This window comes from Thalassospira lucentensis (assembly GCF_001613805.1).
Taxonomy (GTDB): domain Bacteria; phylum Pseudomonadota; class Alphaproteobacteria; order Rhodospirillales; family Thalassospiraceae; genus Thalassospira; species Thalassospira lucentensis_A.
This window is the reverse complement of record NZ_LPVY01000013.1, coordinates 206,925-230,123: the sequence shown is the minus strand read 5'-3', so window position 1 is coordinate 230,123 and position 23,199 is coordinate 206,925. Positions and strand designations below refer to the sequence as shown.

Annotated in this window: 22 protein-coding genes and 1 pseudogene; 8 read left to right on the top strand and 15 right to left on the bottom strand. The window is 53.7% G+C overall.

What is annotated here, in order from left to right; genetic code table 11:
- Positions 1-82: 82 nt before the first annotated feature.
- The 3 genes from clpA to AUP42_RS21790 form a co-directional block, all read right to left on the bottom strand.
- The gene (gene clpA, locus AUP42_RS13260; protein ID WP_062952080.1) at positions 83-2,404 is read right to left on the bottom strand and encodes an ATP-dependent Clp protease ATP-binding subunit ClpA; all 2,322 of its coding nucleotides are present in this window, start codon (positions 2,402-2,404) and stop codon (positions 83-85) included.
- Positions 2,405-2,407: 3 nt separating this feature from the next.
- Positions 2,408-2,734 carry an ATP-dependent Clp protease adapter ClpS gene (gene clpS, locus AUP42_RS13255; RefSeq protein WP_062952188.1) on the bottom strand — a complete coding sequence of 109 codons (327 nt, stop codon included), beginning with the start codon at positions 2,732-2,734 and terminating at the stop codon, positions 2,408-2,410.
- Positions 2,735-2,998: 264 nt separating this feature from the next.
- A complete protein-coding gene (locus tag AUP42_RS21790) occupies positions 2,999-3,670 on the bottom strand; it encodes a phasin family protein (protein WP_197468287.1) in 672 nt (223 codons plus the stop codon).
- Positions 3,671-3,725: 55 nt separating this feature from the next.
- Between AUP42_RS21790 and AUP42_RS21785 the strand changes: the two genes are divergently transcribed.
- Complete coding sequence (locus AUP42_RS21785; protein ID WP_197468286.1) at positions 3,726-4,139, top strand: hypothetical protein; 414 nt, start codon at positions 3,726-3,728, stop codon at positions 4,137-4,139.
- Positions 4,140-4,669: 530 nt separating this feature from the next.
- Here the strand turns inward: AUP42_RS21785 and AUP42_RS13245 are convergent.
- Positions 4,670-5,335: a hypothetical protein gene (locus AUP42_RS13245; protein ID WP_231858282.1), complete on the bottom strand. Its 666-nt coding sequence runs from the start codon at positions 5,333-5,335 to the stop codon at positions 4,670-4,672.
- 259 nt (positions 5,336-5,594) lie between these two features.
- On the opposite strand from AUP42_RS13245, the gene AUP42_RS13240 reads away from it, so the two are divergent.
- Positions 5,595-6,905, top strand: a complete 1,311-nt coding sequence (locus tag AUP42_RS13240; protein WP_231858281.1) for a D-alanyl-D-alanine carboxypeptidase — start codon at positions 5,595-5,597, stop codon at positions 6,903-6,905.
- 76 nt (positions 6,906-6,981) lie between these two features.
- Here AUP42_RS13240 and pgmG read toward each other — a convergent pair whose 3' ends face one another.
- The 6 genes from pgmG to AUP42_RS13210 form a co-directional block, all read right to left on the bottom strand.
- Complete coding sequence (pgmG, locus tag AUP42_RS13235) at positions 6,982-8,397, bottom strand: phosphoglucomutase/phosphomannomutase PgmG (RefSeq protein WP_062952078.1); 1,416 nt, start codon at positions 8,395-8,397, stop codon at positions 6,982-6,984.
- Positions 8,398-8,405: 8 nt separating this feature from the next.
- A complete protein-coding gene (locus AUP42_RS13230; RefSeq protein ID WP_062952077.1) occupies positions 8,406-9,722 on the bottom strand; it encodes a UDP-glucose dehydrogenase family protein in 1,317 nt (438 codons plus the stop codon).
- A 78-nt stretch (positions 9,723-9,800) separates the two neighbouring features.
- Positions 9,801-10,688, bottom strand: coding sequence for a UTP--glucose-1-phosphate uridylyltransferase GalU (gene galU / locus AUP42_RS13225; RefSeq protein WP_062952076.1), 888 nt, complete (start codon positions 10,686-10,688; stop codon positions 9,801-9,803).
- Between the two features lie 114 nt (positions 10,689-10,802).
- Positions 10,803-11,618, bottom strand: coding sequence for a molecular chaperone DnaJ (locus AUP42_RS13220; protein WP_231858280.1), 816 nt, complete (start codon positions 11,616-11,618; stop codon positions 10,803-10,805).
- Positions 11,618-12,379, bottom strand: a complete 762-nt coding sequence (locus tag AUP42_RS13215) for a VWA domain-containing protein (RefSeq protein WP_231858279.1) — start codon at positions 12,377-12,379, stop codon at positions 11,618-11,620. Before AUP42_RS13215 ends, AUP42_RS13220 begins: the two co-directional genes overlap by 1 nt.
- Positions 12,380-12,441: 62 nt before the next feature.
- Complete coding sequence (locus AUP42_RS13210) at positions 12,442-13,341, bottom strand: division plane positioning ATPase MipZ (protein ID WP_062952075.1); 900 nt, start codon at positions 13,339-13,341, stop codon at positions 12,442-12,444.
- A gap of 62 nt (positions 13,342-13,403) precedes the next feature.
- Here AUP42_RS13210 and AUP42_RS13205 point away from each other — a divergent pair, with 62 nt between their 5' ends.
- The 4 genes from AUP42_RS13205 to AUP42_RS13190 all read left to right on the top strand — a co-directional run bounded on the left by AUP42_RS13205 (position 13,404) and on the right by AUP42_RS13190 (position 17,637).
- The gene (locus AUP42_RS13205; protein WP_231858278.1) at positions 13,404-14,588 is read left to right on the top strand and encodes a hypothetical protein; all 1,185 of its coding nucleotides are present in this window, start codon (positions 13,404-13,406) and stop codon (positions 14,586-14,588) included.
- 21 nt (positions 14,589-14,609) lie between these two features.
- Positions 14,610-15,743: an NAD(P)/FAD-dependent oxidoreductase gene (locus tag AUP42_RS13200; protein WP_062952073.1), complete on the top strand. Its 1,134-nt coding sequence runs from the start codon at positions 14,610-14,612 to the stop codon at positions 15,741-15,743.
- Complete coding sequence (locus AUP42_RS13195; protein ID WP_062952072.1) at positions 15,743-16,918, top strand: hypothetical protein; 1,176 nt, start codon at positions 15,743-15,745, stop codon at positions 16,916-16,918. The genes AUP42_RS13200 and AUP42_RS13195 overlap by 1 nt, the downstream gene beginning before the upstream one ends.
- A 125-nt stretch (positions 16,919-17,043) precedes the next feature.
- The gene (locus tag AUP42_RS13190) at positions 17,044-17,637 is read left to right on the top strand and encodes a 2-hydroxychromene-2-carboxylate isomerase (RefSeq protein WP_062952071.1); all 594 of its coding nucleotides are present in this window, start codon (positions 17,044-17,046) and stop codon (positions 17,635-17,637) included.
- Positions 17,638-17,725: 88 nt separating this feature from the next.
- Here AUP42_RS13190 and AUP42_RS13185 read toward each other — a convergent pair whose 3' ends face one another.
- The gene (locus tag AUP42_RS13185) at positions 17,726-17,959 is read right to left on the bottom strand and encodes a hypothetical protein (RefSeq protein WP_007090314.1); all 234 of its coding nucleotides are present in this window, start codon (positions 17,957-17,959) and stop codon (positions 17,726-17,728) included.
- 574 nt (positions 17,960-18,533) lie between these two features.
- Here AUP42_RS13185 and AUP42_RS13175 point away from each other — a divergent pair.
- On the top strand, positions 18,534-19,580 hold the full coding sequence (locus AUP42_RS13175) for a Glu/Leu/Phe/Val dehydrogenase dimerization domain-containing protein (RefSeq protein ID WP_062952069.1): 1,047 nt from the start codon (positions 18,534-18,536) through the stop codon (positions 19,578-19,580).
- A 57-nt stretch (positions 19,581-19,637) separates the two neighbouring features.
- Here the strand turns inward: AUP42_RS13175 and AUP42_RS13170 are convergent, their stop codons facing one another.
- Positions 19,638-20,588, bottom strand: a complete 951-nt coding sequence (locus AUP42_RS13170; protein WP_062952068.1) for an anti-sigma factor family protein — start codon at positions 20,586-20,588, stop codon at positions 19,638-19,640.
- Positions 20,585-21,103, bottom strand: a complete 519-nt coding sequence (locus AUP42_RS13165; RefSeq protein WP_062952067.1) for an RNA polymerase sigma factor — start codon at positions 21,101-21,103, stop codon at positions 20,585-20,587. Before AUP42_RS13165 ends, AUP42_RS13170 begins: the two co-directional genes overlap by 4 nt.
- 146 nt (positions 21,104-21,249) lie before the next feature.
- On the opposite strand from AUP42_RS13165, the gene AUP42_RS13160 reads away from it, so the two are divergent.
- Complete coding sequence (locus AUP42_RS13160; protein ID WP_062952066.1) at positions 21,250-21,630, top strand: DUF4168 domain-containing protein; 381 nt, start codon at positions 21,250-21,252, stop codon at positions 21,628-21,630.
- A gap of 608 nt (positions 21,631-22,238) precedes the next feature.
- Here the strand turns inward: AUP42_RS13160 and AUP42_RS21975 are convergent.
- Together AUP42_RS21975 and AUP42_RS13150 are read right to left on the bottom strand one after the other, a co-directional pair.
- Positions 22,239-22,364 (bottom strand): annotated as a pseudogene (locus tag AUP42_RS21975) ((2Fe-2S)-binding protein); the annotation flags it as partial.
- Between the two features lie 156 nt (positions 22,365-22,520).
- Positions 22,521-23,150: a BON domain-containing protein gene (locus AUP42_RS13150; protein ID WP_062952064.1), complete on the bottom strand. Its 630-nt coding sequence runs from the start codon at positions 23,148-23,150 to the stop codon at positions 22,521-22,523.
- Between the last annotated feature and the right edge of the window lie 49 nt (positions 23,151-23,199).

Genomic DNA, 23,199 nt, shown 5'->3' with positions numbered 1-23,199 from the left:
AAGCAATTGCCCGAAACAACTGTTCCGGGCAATTACAATAACCTGCCAAAACTTAATGACAAGGTAATCGATCACGAGACAATCAGTTTGCCATCTCCGGATCTTTTTCCTTTTTCGATCCGCCACCATTTTCTTCCGGATAGCGGAAGATAACGGCATCGTCTTCGATATCGACCAGAACCGCCCCGCCCTTTTCGAGCTTGCCAAACAGCAATTCTTCGGCCAGCGGCTTTTTGACGTGCTCCTGAATGACACGCCCCAACGGACGCGCCCCAAATGCAACATCGTAACCCCGCTCGGCAAGCCAGGTACGTGCAGCTTCGGTCAGTTCAATCGAGACATTCCGATCCGCAAGCTGGACTTCAAGCTGCAGGATGAACTTGTCTACCACCATCTTGACGACATCAGGCTGCAGGTTGGCAAACGGGATGACCGCATCCAGACGGTTCCGGAATTCCGGAGAGAAGGTCCGCTTGATCGCTTCTTCGTCCTCGCCGGTACGCATTTCGCGTTTGAAACCGATTGGCGGTTTTGCCATATCCGATGCGCCCGCGTTGGTGGTCATCACCAGCACAACATTGCGGAAATCAACGGTCTTGCCGTTATTATCCGTCAGCTTGCCATGGTCCATGACCTGCAAAAGGATATTGAACAGGTCCGGATGGGCTTTTTCGATCTCGTCAAGCAGGACAACCGCATGCGGATGCTGATCAACGGAATCGGTCAGAAGCCCGCCCTGATCAAACCCGACATAACCGGGCGGCGCACCAATCAGTCGTGAAACGCTGTGGCGTTCCATATATTCCGACATGTCAAAACGGATGAACTCAATCCCCATGACATGCGCCAGCTGTTTGGTAACCTCGGTTTTGCCAACACCTGTCGGGCCGGAAAACAGATAACTGCCAATCGGCTTTTCCGGTTCGCGCAGACCGGCACGTGCCAGCTTGATTGCACTGGCGACGGCCTCAATCGCCTTGTCCTGACCAAAGACAACAGTCTTGAGATCACGTTCAAGGTTGGCCAACGCCTTGCGATCATCGGTCGATACCGATTTTGGTGGTATGCGGGCGATCTTGGCGACGATTTCCTCGACATCGCGTTTGGAAATCGTGCGTTTGCGCTTGCTTGGAGCCACCAGCATCCGGGATGCCCCGACCTCGTCGATCACATCAATCGCGCTATCGGGACGCTTGCGGTCGTTGATATAGCGTGATGCAAGTTCAACTGCGGACCGAATGGCTTCGTTGGTGTATTTGACGTGGTGATGTTCCTCGTAATAGGGCTTGAGCCCCTTGAGGATTTTGATCGTGTCTTCGGGAGAAGGTTCCTCGACATCGATTTTCTGGAAACGACGCACCAGGGCACGGTCCTTTTCAAAATGGCCGCGGAACTCCTTGTAAGTCGTTGAACCGATGCAGCGAAGCGAACCGCTGGCAAGAGCCGGTTTCAACAGGTTCGAGGCATCCATTGCCCCGCCCGAAGTCGCACCTGCGCCGATGACGGTGTGAATTTCATCAATGAACAGAACCGCGCCGTCGAACTCTTCAAGCTCTTTGACGACAGCCTTGAGGCGTTCCTCGAAATCACCACGATAGCGGGTACCTGCCAGGAGGGCGCCCATATCAAGGGCAAAGATCGTGGCATCGGCCAGAACTTCGGGGACATCGCCATCAACAATCCGGCGCGCCAGACCTTCGGCGATGGCAGTTTTGCCAACCCCGGGATCACCGACATAAAGCGGATTGTTTTTGGTGCGGCGGCACAGGACCTGAATGGTGCGCTCGATCTCGCTCTGGCGACCGATCAACGGATCGATCTTGCCCTTCTGCGCCTTGACATTGAGGTTCACGCAATAGGCCTTGAGGGCCTCACCTTCACCGGCCGCTGCCCCTTCCTCAGTATCGGCAGTTGCCCCGGGCGCAACTTCTTCCTCGGCGCCGCGTGGAATGCGGCGTTCGTTCAGTTCCGGCGCCTTGGCAATACCATGCGAAATGTAATTGACCGCATCCAGACGGGTCATGTCCTGCAATTGCAGATAATAAACCGCGTGCGATTCACGTTCCGAAAACAGCGCGACCAGCACATTCGCCCCGGTGACTTCTTCACGTCCGGAGGATTGAACATGAATGGCTGCGCGCTGTATCACGCGCTGGAACCCGGCCGTTGGCTTGGGATCGACCAGACGCGCACTGATCAGCCCGGAAAGTTCGCTATCGGCGAATTCCAGCAAATCCGAACGCAGACGGTCAACATCGACCCGGCAGGCCTTCAGCACCGACAACGCATCCTGATCTTCGGTCAGTGACAACAGAAGATGTTCCAGCGTTGCGTATTCATGACGCCGTTCAGACGCATAAGCCAGCGCACGATGTAAGCTTTCTTCAAGGTTACGTGAGAGCATGTTTCACTCCTTCTCTAACGTGCACTGCAGCGGGTGCTGGTTTTGCCGCGCCAGATCCATGACCTGGTTGACCTTGGTTTCCGCAATTTCATAGGTAAAGACACCACATACCCCGACCCCCTTGCGGTGAACCTGAAGCATAATCGCGGTCGCCTCTTCCCGGCCTTTTTCAAAGAACCGTTCAAGCACATGGACAACGAATTCCATGGGGGTGTAGTCGTCATTCAGCAACAGCACCTTGTACATGGACGGCTTCTTCGTCTTTGGCCGTGTCTTCGTTACGATCCCCGTGTTCGGGAGACCACCACCGTCATTGTCCTGTTCACTCATAATCTGCTTACCGGAACCCTTTTGTTCTGCATTGTCTCCATGATAGGTCATTGAACATCTGTTTCAAAGTCCGCAGCGACAAAACGCTTATTAACCTCATCCCAAATTCATGTAGGCCGAGATTGACGCGGTGCAAGATCATCAGCAAAACTTCATCGGTTTTGCCGTAAATATCAGTGCAAAAACAAAAAAACGGACATGATCCGCCGACCATGTCCGTTCCGGTACGTTAATGCAGCAAACCTTGCCCTGCGTCAGGTGCGCTTATTTAAGCGGCACTCCTACGGCTTTGCTCATTGCGGCAAACCCGTCGGAAAAGGCTGAAAACATCATTTTCTGAATTTTCTCGCCCTCCGACATGCCGGATTCGACATAGCGTTTAAAGATACGCTCGTTCAGTTCCTGCAGTTCAGAGAGGCTTTCAACCTTTGCAAGCGCTTCGAGGTCAGCCTGCGAAGCATCCATTTCGCGTTGCGCCCAGGAAACCAGTTCAGCCCCGAATGAACCGCTTTTTTCCATCAGGTCGGTCGACATCTGCCAAACGCCATCGAGACTTTTCTGCTGCGTTTCGATCAGTTCTTCGTATCTGGCCATCATATGCGTACCTGCATCGGAAAACATATCTGCCTGTTCGGTGAACTTTTCGGCCATCTGGGCGATAACATCATTGGCAGCGGTCATGCTGCCTTCGAAAGCATCCTGGGTCGCGGCAACCATGGCATCGACTTCGGGTGCCTTCCAGAGCTCCGCGAACGGCTCAAGCGTCATCATGCCAAATGCAGTCACATCAGGGGCATCGACCTTGGCAGCGGCAACTGCCGGCTTTGCCGTGACCTTGACCTCGGCAGTGGCTTTCTCGGTTGGGTTATCCTTCGGCGCGGCCTTCGCCACCGTAGCCGATTTAACAGTGGCAGCCGGTTTCTGTTCCTCTGTCACGATCGTAGCCTTCTTTACAGGTTGAGCCGTTTGGGCAGCGGCAGCAGGCGCCTTATTGCCAGAAACGGACGATTTGGATGCGCCTGCTGTTTTTGAAGTCGAAACAGCGGGCTTTTTCGACTTGGCAATGACCTTGGGGCGGCTGGCAGGCTTGGGACTTGTCGAAACTTCTCCCTTGGCCTTTGCCGACGTGGACCCGGTGGATATGCGCCCCTTTGACGGGGAACTTTTGGCATCAATGTCGGTCGCGGCTGCCTTTGCCTGCGAATCGTTTGCCGGTTCAGGCTTTGCTTGCGGTTTCGCCTCAGCCTTGTTTTCTGTCTCAGCGGGTTTTACCGGCTCCTCGGCCTTCGCCGGGACCGCGGTATTCTGCGACACGGCAGAGGATGCTTCCTTTGCCTCCGGCTTCACATCATCGGGTTTCGATGTCTTGGCCACAGCCTTTGGCGGTTCTTCCACGGGGGTCTGACGCAAGGCTTCTGTTTCCAGCGCACTAGAAGTTGTGACCACACGCTTTGGCCGCGCCGCCGGGCTTTCGGTAATTTCGACTGCCGCGGCCTTTGCCGGGGCTGCAGCCGACTTTTTGCTGACACCGGAAGGCGTTTTCTGTGCTGTCTTTGCACGAGGTGAGGTTTTGGTTTTGGTTCGGGTTGTTTTAGCTGAACCGGGCGCAGTTTTTTTGCGAGGAGTCACCATGTGTCGACCTCCTAGGACTGGGCTTGGCATTCAAATTAATGCTGCATCGCAACATAACCCTAGATGGAACAACCGCACCCCGTCAAGGTAGCTTTGGTGACATTTTTATTTGAAGGATCACGTTAATCAGTGCCGATGAACCTGACGATCTGTAACCACGAAAATCGATTTTCAAAAACCGGATTTCGTTCAATCGCTTAGGTAGAAAGTTACGCTAATCCTTATGTTCAGCAGTCATGAAAACCAAAAATGGCACGTGATATCACGTGCCATTTTTGTTGGTGTTATTTGCCCTGAAAATTCTTATCGCAGCTGATTTCCGCGAACCGTGCGATAGAAATAGCGAGACTCGGCCTGCTTGTCATTCTTGCTGTAAAACGGATCAGGCTGCTTTGGCGTGCCGAATGCTGGCGGCTGGGGCAATGGTTTTTCCAACCCCGAAAGATTTTCCAGCACATTCGGGAAAGTCAAAGCGCGCAAATCGTCCTTGGCAGACGTCCAGGCTGCCAGCGTGATGTTTTGTGACGAACATCCGATCGCAACCCAGTAATAGTCGTCGGAATGCAGGCGCAATCCGTCACGGCTTTGATATCCGAAACCGTCGGACTGAAGCGCGTCGGTTAGGGCAAGATATTGCCCGCGCGACAGGTTTTCCCGCGATTCTGTACCACCGAAAGCACCAAGAGGAGCTGTTACCTCGACATTCACCTCGCTGACGTCAAGCGGACCAAATATCCGTGACACCATTTCAAACTGCTCTGCGCCGTTCTTGGGAACAAGATCGTAGCTGCGCGTTTCCTTATAATAATCAGCATTGTAGACAAGGCGAATCCGTCCTTCTGCGTCCCCGGCAGAACAGGCGGTTCGAATGTCATCCGCATTGATAAACGAGAACCAGGTTCCCTTGCGTACCAGGGGATTTTCGATATCGCTTGTACCGGTAAAACTGCATGCTGAAAGAGCAATCAATCCGGCTGCAGAAAGGGCACTTCCTCTTAAAATTGATGATTTTGTTCTTATCTTACTGACAACAGACATTATTTTTTTACGCATTCGATCCTCGATTTTTAACCTTTTGCCGGATATAAATTGAGACTGACGAAAAAATGAGACCGCAACAAGGCGGCAAATCAGTTTATCGGGACACGTGTTAAGCATTTTTTTAATGCCGCGATGAGATACTGATCATATTTCGTCTTGGGGATCACCGTAAAGCCGAGCCCGTCAAATGCGTTTTAAGACCCGTCTTGGGCCAAAAGCGATGGCCACCGTTAGAAATGATGAAAGTCAATCGATGTGGCAATTGCAAGGTCGCAGGATTTATTGTGCCCTGTCCGTGATGATGCTGATCATTGCTGCTGTTGTGTTTACAACGCCGGCTGCGATGGCGCGTACCTATACCGCCATGGTTATCGATGCCGAAACCGGCGATGTTCTGCATGAATATCGCGCCGATCATAAAGTTTATCCGGCATCACTGACCAAAATCATGACGCTTTACATGCTGTTTGATGCACTTGATTCCGGCAAGGTATCGCTTTCGACCCGCATGGAAGTTTCCAAACGTGCTTGGGGCCAGGCGCCTTCGAAACTTGGTCTTCAGCCCGGTGAAAAAATTTCGGTCGAAGATGCCATTCTGGCGCTCGTGACCAAATCGGCAAATGACATTGCCGTTGTCGTCGCTGAACATCTTGGCGGGACCGAGATAAAGTTTGCCCAGATGATGACAGCCAAGGCGCGTCAGATCGGCATGAAAAACACCACCTTCCGCAATGCATCGGGTCTCCCGAATCGCGGCCAGCTGACCACGGCGCGCGATATGATCCGCCTTGCCGTGTCGCTGCGGAAGGATTACGGCAACTATTACCATTATTTCAGCACCCAGAAGTTCAGCTATGGCAAGCGTACTTATGGCAACCATAACAACCTTCTGGCGTCCTACTACGGAACCGACGGGATCAAGACCGGCTATATCAATGCGTCGGGCTTTAACCTTGTAGCCTCGGTCAATCGCAATGGCCGCCGGTTGATTGGTGTTGTCTTTGGTGGCCGGACGGCCCGGTCGCGCGATGACCAGATGAAGAAGCTTCTTGATCAGGCTTATCTTGACCTCAAGAAAGATGGCGAGATCATCGCGCCGCGCCCTCGCATCAGCCCGGATGGCAAAATTCTTCCGGCTGATACCCAGCTTTTGATGGCCAAACAGAACAATGCGAACGAGGTCGAACAGCCCGGTCGCATCGACACTGAAACGGTTGTTGCCCGCCTTTCGCCTGAAACTGGCGGCTGGGGCATTCAGGTTGGTGCATTTAGCGATCAGCGACGCGCACAGGAAGCCGTCCTTGCCGCGGCACGCACAGCCCCCGATGTTCTGCGCCTGACCCGCGCAGCGGTTGAACAGCAAAGCAACGGATCCGGTATTGTTTACCGCGCCCGTCTGCTTGGATTTGGTGGCGAACAGGAAGCACGTAGTGCCTGTGCTGCCCTTCGTAAGGAAAAGGTCGCATGCATCCCGGTTAACGCCGGTGACGCGGGATAATATTCCGGACATACACAACAAAAAACCCGCTGAATTGCTTCAGCGGGCTTTTTTTTATCGTCCTGATCAGAACAGCCTAGTGGCCACCACCCGATGCAAAGAAATCATCCGAGGACAGACCGCTTTTTTGAAGCTGTGCGGTGACTTGCGTTTTCAGCCGCTTCAGACCGTTTTCATCGGCAGCCTCGCAACGGGCGACGATTGCAGGCTGGGTGTTGGATGCACGCAGCAGCCACCAGCCGTCATCGGTGCTGACGCGAACGCCGTCAATGCCGCTGACTTCGGCACCGGCTTCGGACAAGCGACCACGCACCTCTTCGATCAGAGCGAACTTGCGATCATCCGGGCAGTCGATACGGGTTTCCGGGGTATTGACCGCCACGGGCATGGCATCGCGCCAATCATCAAGGCTTTTGCCGCTCTGGACCAGAATGCGATACAGCCGCACAGCAGCATACATCGCATCATCATAGCCATAGTAACGCTCGGCAAAGAAGATATGGCCGCTCATTTCACCGGCAATCGGCGCCTTGGATTCAACCATTTTGGTTTTGATCAGTGAATGGCCAGTCTTCCACATGATGGCGTTGCCGCCAAGACGGGTAACCTCGTCAAACAGTGTCTGGCTGGCTTTGACATCGGCAATGATCGATGCGCCCGGCAGGCGCCCGAGAACGTCGGCGGCATAAATCTGCAGCAGCTGATCGCCCCACAAAACACGGCCCTGCCCGTCAACAACACCGATACGGTCACCGTCACCATCAAAGGCAACGCCCCAGTCCGCATTCAGCGATGCCACCTTGGCCTTCAGATCAACGAGGTTGGCTTCAACCGTCGGGTCCGGATGGTGATTGGGGAAAGTGCCATCGATCTCGTCAAACAGCAGATGGTGGTTGCCCGGAAGCTTTGCGGTCAGTTTGCGAACCACATCGCCCGCAGCACCATTGCCACAGTCCCAGACAATTGTCATCGGCTTGGCAACATCGCAATCCAGTTCGGCCAGCAAACGTTCGACATAACGATCTTCGATGTCGATGTCACTGATTGCGCCATTTCCGGTTTCGAAATCACCCGAGGCGGCAATCCGGCCCAGTTCCTGAATGGCTTCGCCAAACACCGATTTCCCGGCATTGAGCATCTTGAAACCGTTGTAATTTGACGGATTATGCGAACCGGTCACCATGATGCCGGCGTCGGTTTTCTGATCATAAACCGTAAAATACAGCATCGGGGTTGGTCCACGCCCGATCCGGACCACATCGCAGCCCGTCGACGCAATCCCCTCGACAAGGGCGCTTGCCAGTTCGGGCGAACTCAGACGTCCATCCCGGCCAACGGCAACACGTTTTCCGCCAGACTGGCGCACCTTGGTACCGAATGCCTTGCCAAGAGCAAGCGCATCGGCCGCGTGCAGGGTTTCGCCCACGACACCGCGCACATCATATTCGCGCAGTACGGAAGGATCAAAATTGTGTCCGGCAGAGATGGTCATATTCTAACTTAGCCTCCGATTGATGCTCGCCCGATGCAGGAATAGCTGAAACCCTGTTCTGCCATTTCAGCGGGGTCATATACATTTCGCAAATCCACCACGATCGGGTGTTTCAAGGTTGATTTGATGCGATCCAGATCCATGCCGCGGAACTCGTTCCACTCGGTCAGGACCACCATCGCGTCGGCACCTTCAAGCGCTTCATAGGCGCTTTCACAGTAAACAATGTCTTCAAGAAGCCTTCTGGATTCCTCCATGGCTTCCGGGTCGAATGCCCGAACCGTTGCACCGGCAGCAATCAGGGCAGGAACAATATCAAGGCTTGGCGCATCGCGCATATCATCGGTGTTTGGCTTGAAGGCCAGACCAAGGATGCCGATGGTTTTGCCCGAAACCGAACCACCGCAAGCCAAAATGATGCGGTCAGCCATGGCCTTTTTACGCCGGGCATTCACATCGACCACAGTTTCAATAATGCGCAACGGGCTATTATGTTCCTGCGCGGTGCGAACCAATGCCAGGGTATCTTTCGGGAAGCATGACCCGCCGTAACCCGGCCCCGGATGCAGGAATTTCTTTCCGATGCGGCCATCAAGGCCAATCCCACGCGCCACATCATGGACATCGGCGCCAACTTTCTCGCAAAGGTCGGCAATTTCATTGATGAACGTGATTTTGGCGGCCAGGAAGGTATTGGCTGCGTATTTGATCATTTCCGACGTTTCACGCGTGGTGAACACAATCGGCGTTTCGATCAGATAAAGCGGACGATACAAGTCACGCATGACGTCGCGTGCGCGTTCATCACTTGTCCCGATGACCACGCGGTCCGGGCGCATGAAATCACCGATTGCCGATCCTTCGCGCAGGAATTCAGGGTTGGAAACCACTGCGAATTCCGCATCCGGACGGCGTTCACGAATAATACGTTCGACTTCACGACCCGTGCCCACAGGTACGGTCGATTTCGTCACAATGACGGTGAAGCCTTCGATAGCGTCGGCAATTTCCTCGGCAGCAGCATAAACGTAGCTGAGATCGGCGTGACCATCACCACGGCGGGTCGGTGTTCCCACTGCAATGAAGATTGCCTCGGCACCTTTCACCCCTTCCTTAAGATCGGTGGTGAATTTCAGGCGCCCGGCTTTCACGTTGTTTTCGACAAGAACATCCAGCCCCGGTTCGTAGATCGGCATGATGCCGTCTTCGAGACGGGCTATCTTGTTTTCGTCCTTGTCCACACAAATGACTTCTGTGCCGAACTCCGAGAAACAGGCACCGGAAACGAGCCCCACATATCCGGTACCGATCATTGCTACGCGCATGAATTTTTACCCTGGTAGTGATGATAGCTGGCAGGAGTCTGTCCCGGCTCCTGCCAGCATATTTGAAATTGATATCTGTTATTCTGCGGCTTCGCCTTCGGCGAACTCGTGAATGAGATTGCGAACGTCGTCGCGCATGTCTTCGCGTGCGAGCGCAAATGACATGGTCGCCTTGAGGAAGCCGATCTTGTTGCCGCAATCGAAACGACGGCCTTCGAAACGATAGCCATAGAACGGTACTTTTCCGATCATGGCGGCCAGTGCGTCGGTCAACTGGATTTCGTTACCAGCCCCGCGCGGAATATTTTCAAGGGTGTCAAAGATGCCCGGATCAAGAATATAGCGGCCAATGGCCGACAGGGTTGATGGTGCGTCTTCGGGTTTCGGTTTTTCGACCATGCCACATGCGCTGACCAGACGACCGTTGGTACCTTCGACTTCAAGCACACCGTAACGCTGGGTTTCCTCGCGCGGGACGTCCATAACGGCAACCATGTTGCCACCCGTGCGGCCATAGCTTTCGACCATTTGCTTCATGCAGGGCACGTTTGACTGGATAAGGTCATCTGCCAGCAAGACGACGAAAGGCTCGTCACCGACAAGAGATTTCGCACACAGAACGGCGTGACCAAGCCCCAGCGGATTGCCCTGACGGGTATAGGTCACACGACCGTTTTCCGGGATCATCGCAAGCGAGGTTTCCAGCGCATCATGCTTGCCGCGCTCCATCAGGATTGCTTCAAGTTCTGCGGAACGGTCAAAATGGTCTTCAATCGCGGTTTTGCCGCGACCGGTTACGAAAATGAATTCTTCGATGCCTGCCGCGATCGCCTCTTCAACGGCATACTGAATCAGCGGCTTGTCCACCACCGGCAACATTTCCTTGGGCATTGCCTTGGTTGCTGGCAAAAAACGGGTCCCCATACCCGCCACGGGGAATACAGCCTTCTTGATTCGCTTCGACATGCCTTTTTTCCTCTGTTTTGACCGCGTCATATCCGCCTCATCCGCATTCGGCCAATCTTATGCTTCTGCCACATTTCAAGAACGCGGATCAAGCGAACGCGCTGTTTGTTCAGTTCAATCTTTACAAAGCTGTAACAGGAGGCTTCGGGCTGCATTGATTTTGGATGCAAGATAATCTGATCCGCCATGATCCGGGTGGACCGCCTTGATCAATACCTGATAAGCCCGATTGATATCCTCGCGGGTTGCTTCTTCCGAAACACCCAGGATTTTTCGGGCCTCGCCTGCATTCATTTCTCCGCTGCTAAATCCGCTGCCAGCTTGCTCGCTATCGTTTCCGGCCCTGCCGTTTCCATTATCGTTCGCATCCCGGGATGCCTGCCAGTTCTGCCATCCCGAACAATCCGGACGACGTTCCAGATAGGTTTCAAGAACTGTCTGACTTTGATCTTGTGCGCCGCAGCAGTCACCATAAAGTGCCTGCAGCTCGTCAAGCCCGAGTGTATCCAGATCACGCCCGGCCATTGTGCCCTGCACCACCGTGCCGCCCAACTGGCCACTATCATGATCAAGATACATATGCAGATAATCCGTTTTTATTTCAGATACCCGGCCCGAACCGGCAGACGAGTGTCCTGATCGACCTCCACTGCCGCCCCATGACCGGGCAAAACCGAACATCCTGCGCAATAATGGCCACATTAAGCCGATTTTGAGGATTCTAACGAGGAAGGGTATGGCAGCAACAAGGGCGGCAACCATGGCGGCGAGCTTTCCGGTCAGAAGCAACCATGCTGCCAGCCCGCCCAGCAGCAGGACAACGACCCACAACCCGATCTTTCTGACGTCCTTTGGCTCGGCTGACGATAACCATCTGATGATAAATCCGGCAGCGACGAAAAGCCCTATCCCCAACAAGAACCATTGCATTATCGGGATTTCCGTAACTGAGAACCCAGCAGTTTGACGTCCTGCGATGATGTTTTATTGCCATATTCTTCAAGCGCATTAATGCCGCCAACCGCGTAACTCGCAACGGCGCCAAGCAGATCTCGTAAACGATCCGCCGCACTGGTATCAAAACGGGCAAACGCACCACCGGTGATCCGGGCAATCTCGCGGAAGGCTCTCTCGGCCGTGGGGTCATAGCCTTCCTGAAACATGAATGCCTTGATGCCTTTCAACGCCAGTTGTCCTGCCAAACCGGCAAGATTATCGATATCTTCCTCAAGACAATCACCGACATAAATCAAGGCATTGATCTTTTTATCGCGCGCCTGCCCTTCGACATGACCAAGCACACGCGCAAGCTGCGTATGCCCGGCCCGGCAGGTAACTTTTGTCATGGAGTCACGCAACCGTGCCGCATCCCGATACCAGGCACTGGCCTTGCATTCCGAAATACCGCGGAAAAAAACAAGCTGAATGTCCAGCGTGCTGCCAATTCCAGCAACGGTATCGAACATTTCAGCCTGCAGAACCGCAGCACTGTCCCAGCTCGGTTGACGGCTGGCCGTTGCATCCATAGCAAAGATCAACCGTCCCTGTGCCGGACCGGAAGCCGGGGCAACCGTCGCCAATGTTCGGGCCTGCCTCACAAAGGCGGTTACGTCCGTATGGCTTGACGCATCAGACGCAACACGGCTTTGCTGCTTGGCTTGGGTTTCGGGTGTTGCTTTGTTTTCAGGCACGGGCACCAACCAGTTTTCAGGGTACGCAAGTGTACGATCGTCCTGATATAGGGGCGCTTATATCAGATCGGCAACTCTTCGCCATCCGCCGGTGTGAAGCCGATTATTTCCAGCAGGGCACGGACTTCCTGCCGGGCTGCCATATGCGACATGCTAAGCGGAATACCAACCCCCTTCTCGCGAAGGTCCAGCAACGTCAGACCTTTCAGGAACAATTCCCTGTAGATCACGCGTTCACCAAAGCCCGGCGCAACACGGAAGCGTATGCGGGCCGCCAGCTTGTCGACGATTTCGGCGATATCACGTTTGTTACGCGCATCAAGATGCGACAGACGATTGCGCATAACGATCCAGTCAATTGTGCCGCCATCGACTGCGGCACGACGTTTACGGGCATCCCAAACCATTTCGGCATAGATGCTGGGTCCCTTGATATCAAGGGTATCGGGATCAATACGCGCCAGCATATCAAGATCAATGTAACTGTCATTGATCGGGGTGACCAGCGTATCGGCACAGGAATGCGCAAGACGCGACAGGTAGTTGTCACTGCCAGGGCAATCCATGACCACGAAATTGCAGCTCATGACCAATTCGCCCAGCGCCCTGGTAAAGCGGTCACGCTCATCAAGCTTGGCGGCATTGCCGTCTTCAAGTTCGCTACGGTAAATCGGACGATGATCCGGAACGGGCAGCTTCAGCTTTTTCTGCGCATTAAATGAGATGCGGTTTTCAACATAGCGGGTCAGCGTTCCCTGACGGGCATCGATATCAAGCGATCCAACGGAAAAACCCATTTTCATCAGCGATACAATCAAGTGCATCGCCGTGGTCGACTTTCCTGATCCGCCCTTTTCGTTGCCAATCACGATCACATGGGCGCGCTTCGCACCTGGCTGTTTGGCGGTAGCGGTTTGTTGGCCTGCGCTTTCCCCGGTTGCGCCGGTCTCTTGCACCGTCATTGCAGTTTGCTCCGTTATTCAGGCAATTTTCTGTCCCCAGGGTCACAAAAACCCTCACCCCAATGACCGTCTTTGCCCGTAAAAATCAAGAACAAAGAATTTCATCGACAGCGAGTTGTCTACTGGACCCTAGCCAATCTATCACCGTACAGGTAAAGATAGGAGTAGGGAAAAGTGATTTCCCCAGCAATAACATGAAGGAAGGACGCAAAGTGACCAATCGGGGGGCCCTGTTGGGCGGCGTAGTGGCCGGCACTTTGATGATGATTGGTATGGTGCCTGCAAATGCGCAGGATACCGGCGGATTCGAACAAATCCCAGCCGACCAAAGTCCACTTTCATTTAAATCGGACATGCCGGTTAACTCCGTCTTTCTGAGACAATATCGTGAAAATAGTACCGTATTCGTTGGTCGCTGGCTGTCCCCGGCGGCAGAAGGCAGCCTGAAAGGTGCTGCTGGTGATCTGTTTCTCGAAAGCGTTTTTTCGACATCTGCCCCGGGTTTTGCATTCAACAATGAAATGCCGTCGGAGCAGCTTTTGGAAATGTTCGACGGGTTACGTGGTCGCAGCACTGCCAACGGTGACAATTTCACACAGGATACCCGATACGGCCCAATTGCAATGACGCCGTTTATTCGCGAAGGATCACAGTGTGTATCGTTTGTTGGGCAATGGAATCCCGATACGCCGACAACACGCGGCAGTCGCCTGCTTGGATATTATTGTGACCCATTGTCGCGCCAGACCATGACAGACTTTACACCACCGCCCCAGAAACTTGATGCGGTAGACGCCCAGCTTTATGGTGCCAACTTCTTTGTCCGGTTTGATATACAGCTTCCGGAGGGGGTTGCGCGTCCTCCCGTGCAGGCTGTCCCAGAAATTGTGGAAACCCCGTCCGCAACGCCTCTTCCCGACAGCAATGCCGTAAACACCCCGCCCGAAGGTCTGCCGATCAGCAGCAACTGGCAAGGGTCGCGCGGTCAGGGGATGCTTAAATTTGATCAGCCTTCGGGCGAAGGCACGATGATTATTGACAGCGACCTTCGCCATTGTGAAGGCATCTGGCGTCATGATGGCGGGGCCTATCAAAGCGGCACGTTGCCATTTGGCAGCTGGTATGTGTTCTGCGATGACGGGGCCTCCGCGCGTGGCCATTATACCAGCGAAGATCCAGGTAGCGTTACCGGCGAAGGTCAGGACAATCAGGGCCAGGCCGTTTATTTCCGTCAACTCAACTCATAAGTCCCGGACAGTTTTTCCAATATGACCACCGATATTCAAACCGTCATCATCGGCGCTGGCGTTGTTGGCCTTGCCTGTGCGCGTGCCTTGACCAAAGCCGGCCGGGAAGTTCTGATCATTGAACGCCACGATGCAATCGGAACCGAAACCAGTGCACGTAACAGCGAAGTCATTCATGCGGGCATCTACTATCCGAAAGACAGTCTGAAGGCGAAATTCTGCGTTGCCGGGCGGGATATGCTGTATCGTTATTGCGCAGAAAACGGCATTGATCACAAACGCACCGGCAAACTGATTGTTGCCACCCACAAGGATCAAATCCCCGCCTTGCGTGATATCGAGAAACGGGCACGCGAAAACGGGGTGAATGACCTTGTGTGGCTGGACGGGGATGAGGCAACAAGGCGCGAACCGGCACTCCATTGTGTGGCCGCACTTGAAAGCCCGTCGACCGGAATTGTCGATTCCCATCAGCTGATGGTCACCCTGCTGGGGGAAGCCGAAGCAAGCGGGGCGACATTAGCACTTAATACCGATGTCGTGGCCGCGAAATTTGAAAACGGCATTTTCACAATCGACACGCGTGATCGCGACGGTCAGGAAATGAGCCTGACCTGTGCAGAACTTCTGATCGCGGGGGGCCTGCACAGCCAGACGCTGGCACATAATTTTTCCGGCCTGCCAGAACCAAGTATTCCGCCACAGCATTACGCACGCGGATGCTATTTCACGCTTTCGGGCAAGGCGCCCTTCTCCACCCTGATTTATCCGGCCCCCGAACAGGCCGGGCTTGGAATTCATCTGACCCTTGATCTAGGCGGACAGGCACGTTTTGGCCCGGACGTTACCTGGGTTGAAGAACCGGACTATGACGTGCCCGAAGAAAAACGCGCCGGGTTTGCAGCAGCCATTCGTAAATATTATCCGGCACTAGACGAAAATGCCCTGCAAACCGGCTATGCCGGTGTCCGACCAAAAATTCAGGCACCGGGCGAAGCCGCACGCGATTTTCTGATTTCTGATCGCGATAAACACGGCATTGATGGCTTGGTAATACTCTATGGCATTGAATCACCGGGATTGACGGCATGCCTTGCAATAGCAGACCATGTTGAGGGCATCCTGTCACGACAGCAGGTAAAGGCAAGGTCATAATGGCAGAAGCAGGCTGGCGAAAAGTGTGGAATCCGATCAGGGATGATCGTTCCAGAGAGCCCAAGAGATTACTGTTCGGCTCTCGTTGGAAATTCGTCCTTGCGACCTGCTCCGTCCTGTTTGCCAGCGCCATGCCGATTGCAAACAGCGCCAGTGCCCAGCAGCTTGAGCCCTTTGTACCGCCCCCGAATAGCCTGAGTGCACCGGGCAACCGGAATGAGGCAACCGGAACCGAAAAGCCAGATGTTCAGTTCGCCGATGAAATGCGCAATCTTGTCATCCAGCTCAGCCGATGGGCAAAGTCCTATCGCAGTGACTTTTCAATCATTGCGTTAAACGGACTGGAGCTGACGGAATATCTCGAAACCACATTGTTTGCATCGCGCGGTACTGCTGAACCGGCGCGCAACTATTTGCGCGCGCTTGACGGCATCATGATCGAAGCACCATTTTATGGTTACGACACATATGGTGAACCCACCGATAGCGAGGAAACCAAATATATACTAGGCTATCTGGAACGTCTGAAGACGGCAGGGCTTGAATATTTTGCGCTCGACTATACCGATAAAAGCGAGGCACAACAGGCGGCGCGCCAAAAGTTAAGCGGTCTGGATGCCCTTTATTACGCAGCCCCACCACCTGATAAGCAGCTTTCAACATTGGCAAAGGTGCCGCGCACGCCAATCGGCGCCAATCCGCATGTCATTGACAATATTCGTGATGCGAAGAATTACGGGATTGTGCTCGACAGTTCGCCGTACGGAACCAAGGAAGCATTTATCAACGCGATGATCGACACTAATTACGATGTCTTGATCATTGACCCGTTCCATCGCGGTACGATCCCGCTGACTTACGAAGACATGAAACGGCTGCGCTACAAAAAGGTTGGTACGCCGCGCACCATTCTGGCCTATTTGAATATCGGAACGGCAGAAACCTATCGCTATTACTGGCAGAACAACTGGCGTGCAGGCAGCCCCGAATTTATTGGCGAGGGCAACCTTGATGCGCGCTGGGGTCAGGAACACCATGTCTATTACTGGTCACAGGCGTGGCAGAACATTCTGTTCGGCAGCGAGAACAGTTATCTTGGCGGTATCATGAAACTTGGATTTGACGGGGTTGTTCTGGGTGGATTGGGTGAATACAGCTGGTGGCTGGATTATTAATCCGCGGCTTCATCACAAATCCGGGATGTGCCGTCTGATCATTTGACGGTGACAGAGCAGATCGGGCACTCTGGCATTGTTGTAAAAACAATGTGCTGCGGATTTGCAGTCCCCGGAGGCTTTGAATGTCGACCCCGATCATCCACTATTTCTTTGTTCAGTCGCCCTGGTCGTTTTTCGGTTTTGGTCGCGTTGTCGAAATCGCGCGCAAACATAACACCCCGATAATCCACAAACCCTGCCGGGCTGCGGATGTATGGCAGCATGGCGGCGGTGTTCCGCTGGCACAGCGTCCAAAACCGCGTCAGGAATATCGCATGGTCGAGATGAAGCGCTGGGCGGACTTTCTGAATATTCCGATCAATTTGCAGCCCGCCTCGTTCCCCGTGGATGAAACGTTGGCGGCCCGCACCATTATCGCAGTTCAGGACGAAGGCAAGGACCCGACGGGACTGATTGAAACGCTGATGGGGGATATCTGGCTTAGGGATCGCAATATTGCAGAGCCACAAGTCGTTCGCGAGGCCCTGATCAAGAATGGTCTATCCGGCGAATATCTTGAACATGCCGATTATCCATCCGTCGCCAAAATCTATGACGCCAATTGCGAGGCGGCAAAGGCCGACAATATCTTTGGCGTTCCGACATATTTTGCCAATGGCGAGATGTTCTGGGGACAGGACCGGCTTGATTTCCTTGATCGGGCACTTGCCAGATAAGACCTGACTTCATCGTATCAAACAACAAGGGCGGGGAAAAACCCGCCCTTGTTGTTTTGGCCGCTGGCCGGAAATCCCGTTGTGCCGGTTAGTCACGGCGTTTGACGTGATCGACAACAAAACCGTCACACGACGGATAGGTGTTTTCGATCATGGCAAGTGCCTTGTATTCGTCCTTGGCAGCAACTTCGTGGGTCTGCACATCCGCCCAGCGATCGTCAAAAACCTCGTGGGAACGATTTTCTTTGACGCATTCACGAACGGCCTGGTTGTGCAATTCAACCTGATAAACGGTCTGGCGTGGGTCTGTAAAAGCAGACATGTCCGCCCGGTCTCCTTACTTTTGCCTGCGACGTCCGCCCAGACGTCGCTTTGTCCTGAACCGGGAATTTCATAAAAATGAAATGCCCAACCACGAGTGTGGAACAAGTGGCTTAACGAGCCGTAAATCGTCCGGCTGGATTCCATATTTAATTGAATTGATCCGGATTGAAGTGTGCCGGTTTTGCATGGCAGGGGCCAAAACCGCGCAATTCTGCGATGCAGCATGGATTTTTGCGGCAGTGCAATTTTACCGATTTCGCGGCATTTCTTATCAGGAATGCAGGTTTTTCGGGTGCCGTTCATATCAATAAAAGGGCACCCGACGCGAAACAGTCGACAGATGAAATGGTGATTACCCTTAAATTCGCATTTCCGTACGCGAAAGATTATTTCAAAGCACCGTCCCCACGATCACAAAATTCCATCTTTTGTCGCCCGTTTTATGGAAACGGTCTTTTTTAACCCAGACGCGATTTTGAAATTGATCAAATGGCCGCGGCGTCAAACATAAAGGGATAACAAGGGACCCACCCTTGCAGAATAACGAGCTTGCGCCAGGAGGCGACACCAGGATGAACGTTTTTTCCGACACTGCATTTGACGGCCATGAACAGGTTGTTTTTGCCAGTGATCCCGACACCGGTCTGAAAACCATTATTGCCGTGCACAATACCAATCTTGGCCCGTCGCTGGGCGGATGTCGCATGTGGCCTTATGCATCGGAACAGGAAGCCATTCACGATGTGCTGCGACTGTCACGTGGCATGACCTATAAGTCAGCCCTTGCCAACCTGCCGCTTGGCGGCGGGAAGTCGGTCATCATAGGTGACCCGCGCAGCCAAAAAACTCCGGAACTGTTTCGTGCCATGGGCCGTGCCGTGGAACGGGTCGGTGGGCGATACATCGTCGCCGAAGATGTCGGCACCAGCCCCGCAGACATGGAACAGATCGCAAGCCAGACCCAGCATGTCGGAGGGATCAATGACGGCAAAGACCCGGCGCGAACTGGCGATCCGTCACCCTTTACCGCCTATGGCGTGTTCATCGGCCTGAAGGAAGCAGTCCGGTTCAAAAACGGTCATGAAGATCTGGCGGGTCTGCGCGTTGCGGTTCAAGGACTTGGCAATGTCGGATATCACCTTTGCCGGATGCTGCATGCGGCGGGCGCGCGTCTGGTCGTTTCAGACCTGAATACGGACAGCGTTAACAGGGCGGTTGACGAATTCGGTGCCACCACCGTTTCCGTTGACGAAATCCTTTATACCGATGCGGATGTTCTGGCCCCTTGCGCGCTGGGCGGGGTCGTCAATGATCGCAGCATTGATAAAATCCGCGCCCGTATCATCGCCGGAGCAGCCAATAATCAGCTTGAAGCAGATCGCCACGGCGAGATGCTGCGCGAGGCAGGCATTCTTTATGCACCGGATTATGTGATCAATGCCGGGGGCGTGGTTGAAGTTTACTATTGCCGCGAAGGCAAGCCCGTAGCCGAAACCAACAAGCATATCGAAGGCATCGCCGACACCGTGCGGGAAATCTTTGAACGTGCAGACAGTCAAAACCTGTCGACCGGCTTTGTCGCGGATCGGCTGGCCGAAGAACGGTTCGGGAAGTCCTGATTGTCACCCTGCCCGCCTGTTACGACAGGCGGGCAGGAATGATACACCCCATGCAAGTCAGTTTTGACGGAATACAGGTGCCTCGATCACGCCGCCTGATATTTCGGAACCGATAACCGGATCGCTTTGGGCGACCTCGGGTTCTGATGCCTGTCTGGGGGCCTGTATATCGGGCAAGCGCGCAGGATCCGAAAATTCGACAGACTGCGTTGATTTTCGGATAAACGTGGCCAGCTCATAAGCCTGCCCCGCCTTGATGCTCGAAGCCAGTCCGAACGTGATCGGCCCATCGGCCCAGGTCGCAACGGAAAAGCCATCACGTTCATCGACCCGAAGATCGTAAACGCCCGTGTTCCAGCGTGGCTGAAGCAGCAGGACAAGTTTATCCCCCGTGTCGTTGACATAACCGATTTGCACAGCATTTCCGCCGTCTGTGTCGATTTCGCGGTTTTCCTGCAAGTGATATCCTTGCGCTGAAAGATCCGGCACCCGCATTTGCAACATGATGTGGCCTGCCATTGACGATATGGTATTTGACCATTCCGGCCCCGATGCGTGAGCGGTCGCAACAGGTGCCTGCGATGACGAAATTTTGGTATCCGACAAAGCAATGCCGTTGCGATAACCGTCAAGTGCGCTTGCGGCGATACTATCGCGTTGCGGCAAGTCGTCTGACGGGATCGTCCGGCCAAGATACCAACCCCCGGAGGCCGCAAGCAGAATGCTGGCTGCGAACCCGGTTCGCATAAGCATCTGTGCATAACGGCCTGGTTGCGGCTGTTCAAGGACGGCACGCAACCTGTCGGGAACCGGTTCATCAAGTACAGGGTCGTACAAACGATGAATGTCGTCATCCTGATGCATGAAGGCGATGATGCGTTCGGCCTGTTCCGGATGTTGTTTCAGATATTCTTCGACCTCTGCACGGCGCGCGGGATCGCCATCAAGTGTCCCGTCGGCATAGGCAAGAAGATCTATTTCATTTACCGGCTCATGTGGCTTGATCATTTCACCCTCCTGAGCTTCACGTTTGTTTTCCCGGAATAAAGGCTGCGCAAACTGTCGCGCCCCCGGGATAGTCTGGATCGGACCGTGCCAACCGATATATCGAGCACCTCGGCTGCTTCGTCATAGGTGACGCCTTCAAGAGCGATCAAAAGGATGACGGCTTTCTGATTGGGCGGCAGTTTCTCGAGGGCCTGTCCGATATCCATGCAGACCATGCGCTTTTCCTGACGCGCAGGTACGGAGAGTTCCGGCACCGCGTCATCCATCGGGATTTCGGCCATCTTTTTCCGGTACTGATTTACGAACACATTATAGAGAATTTTAAACAGCCAGCTTCGAACGGAACCCGTTCGGCGCCAAAGATGGTGTTTGCGAATTGCCCGTTCCAGACAGTCCTGCACAAGATCATCCGCACGATCCCGGTCAGAGACCAGAGAACGCGCAAACCTGCGTAAATGAGGTATTTCACGCGAAATACGCCATTTGATATCGGTTGCGTCGTTTGCTTTTGTCATGACGCCTCAACAACAGTCTGTTGCGACATTAGGTTCCGGAAAAGTGCATTTTTTATGGAACCATTTGCCTTCAAGCGATGTCCGTCACATGAAAGTCGGCGTCAAGCCCGGCATCGAAATGCATGAACCGGCAAAGAGGTATTCCCATGAAGCGCAAATTACTGGCCTCTGTCGCATTTGCCTTGTGGACAGCCAGCCCCGCGATCGGAATTTCGGCAGTTCAGGCCCAAAGTACGCAGCCACAGCAGAGCGAACAAACGGCACCGGCAACAAGTTACAGCGATACACAACTGGAAGAGTATGCCGCGGCGGCTGTCGAGGTACGCGATCTGAACGTCAAATGGCAAAAGCGCGCCCAGAAAAGCACCAACCCCGCCGAGGTCCAGAAAATCCGTCAGCAGGCCAGTGCCGAAATGGTTCAAGCCATTCGGGATGAAGGATTGTCTATCAAGGAATATAACGAAATCACCCAGGCTGCCCTTCAGAACCCGGAACTAAGCGAACGCATCAACAGCTTTGTCGAATAGCTTCGGAGCCTCCCTCAGAGTTTCCTCCCTGAACCGAAGCTCTTGACCCTCTCCCTTTTGGGCGAGGGTTCTTTTTTGCGCTCTTCCTCAAAGAAAAAGAAAAGCCGAAACAAGGTTCGGCTTTTCAGGTATCCGGTGCAACATCGGGGCAAAGGTAGGACATGTAATGTTGCGCCGGGGTGTGGGATCAGACGGATCAGTCTGTTCGCAACCCGAAGAATTTTGCATTGGCCATCACATGCTGATGTCCAAAGGGGCAGCATAAACAGTCGGTGCAAGCGCAGATCATGACCACTTGACGACTATTTGAACAAGTTGGCCTGCATCCTGATCACGCCACTAAAACAACAAGCCAACCGAAGTAACCTTAGGGTGAGGGCTATGAGCGCTACTTCGTAAAAAAACAACATCACGGCACCGCGAATAGTTCCATCACCGCAAAACAAAAAAGCCCCCGTTTACGGAGGCTTTTATCAGACTGATGAAATTGCTGTGCCTGCCTATTCGGCAGCAATCGGTGCGGCATTTGCGGTGACAGCGGCTGCATCATCGCAATCGCAATTGCCGCAGGTTTTCGCCTGAAGCAATTCAGCACGCATATGGCAGGCGCATTTCCCGCATTGCGGGGCACAACCATGAAAACGGAAAACATCTGCGGGACGGGTGGCACCACCTTCTTCGGCGGCACGGCGTACGTCACGTTCTTTTATCGCGTTACAAATGCAAACATACATCAGCGTAATTGCAATCAGTTATTAATTACGGCACCTCACCTATAATCTACATGCGAATAGTTTTCAAACACTTTTGCAACAGAGCTTGAAAAAAAATCCCGCACAAACCAGCAGATTTGTGCGGGATTTTGAAAAAGTCATTTAATCACAAGGTGATCAGACCTTCGCGATGTGACTCACTACGCGTTTGACACCCTTGATGCGGCGAACGATCGACAACACCTTGTCGAGTTCCTCACTGCTTTGGGCATCCCCCATGATGTAGACGATGCTGTTTACAGACTGCCAGCGGTAGTTCACCGAACTCACCCCTTTTTCAGCCAATAACAAGGCCTTGATCTGACTTTCGATCCACACGTCTGAGCCGGTCTGAGTGGCCGAATCCGCGGGTACGGCATTTTTGCCATATTCGTCTTCAGCCTTGTGATATGCCTCGATGGTTGCAGCATCGGCAACTTCGAGATGGTCATAGACAGTCTTGATGCGGCTGTCCTGTTTGACCAGCGACATCACATCATAATATTTGCCTTTGGAATCGACCATGCCAGTGACCATCACCTGCTGCTTCCAGATATCGACATTCACATCGATAAGGTAGGTATGGTCGACCTTGGAGAATTCGCCAAGGATGCCGGACTTGATCTGGGTATCAAGCCACTGGTCATTCCCCGTCCGGTCTTCCAGCGGCATCTGTAACGGTCCACAGGCCGCAAGCGGTGTCGCCAGCAAGGCACATACCGAAACAGCCTTCATCGCGTTGCGCCAGCCTCGGGAAATCGTGATCATCTTTGTGCTCCTTCTCATGCCGGTGGATCGGCATATTCCAATTCTTCTG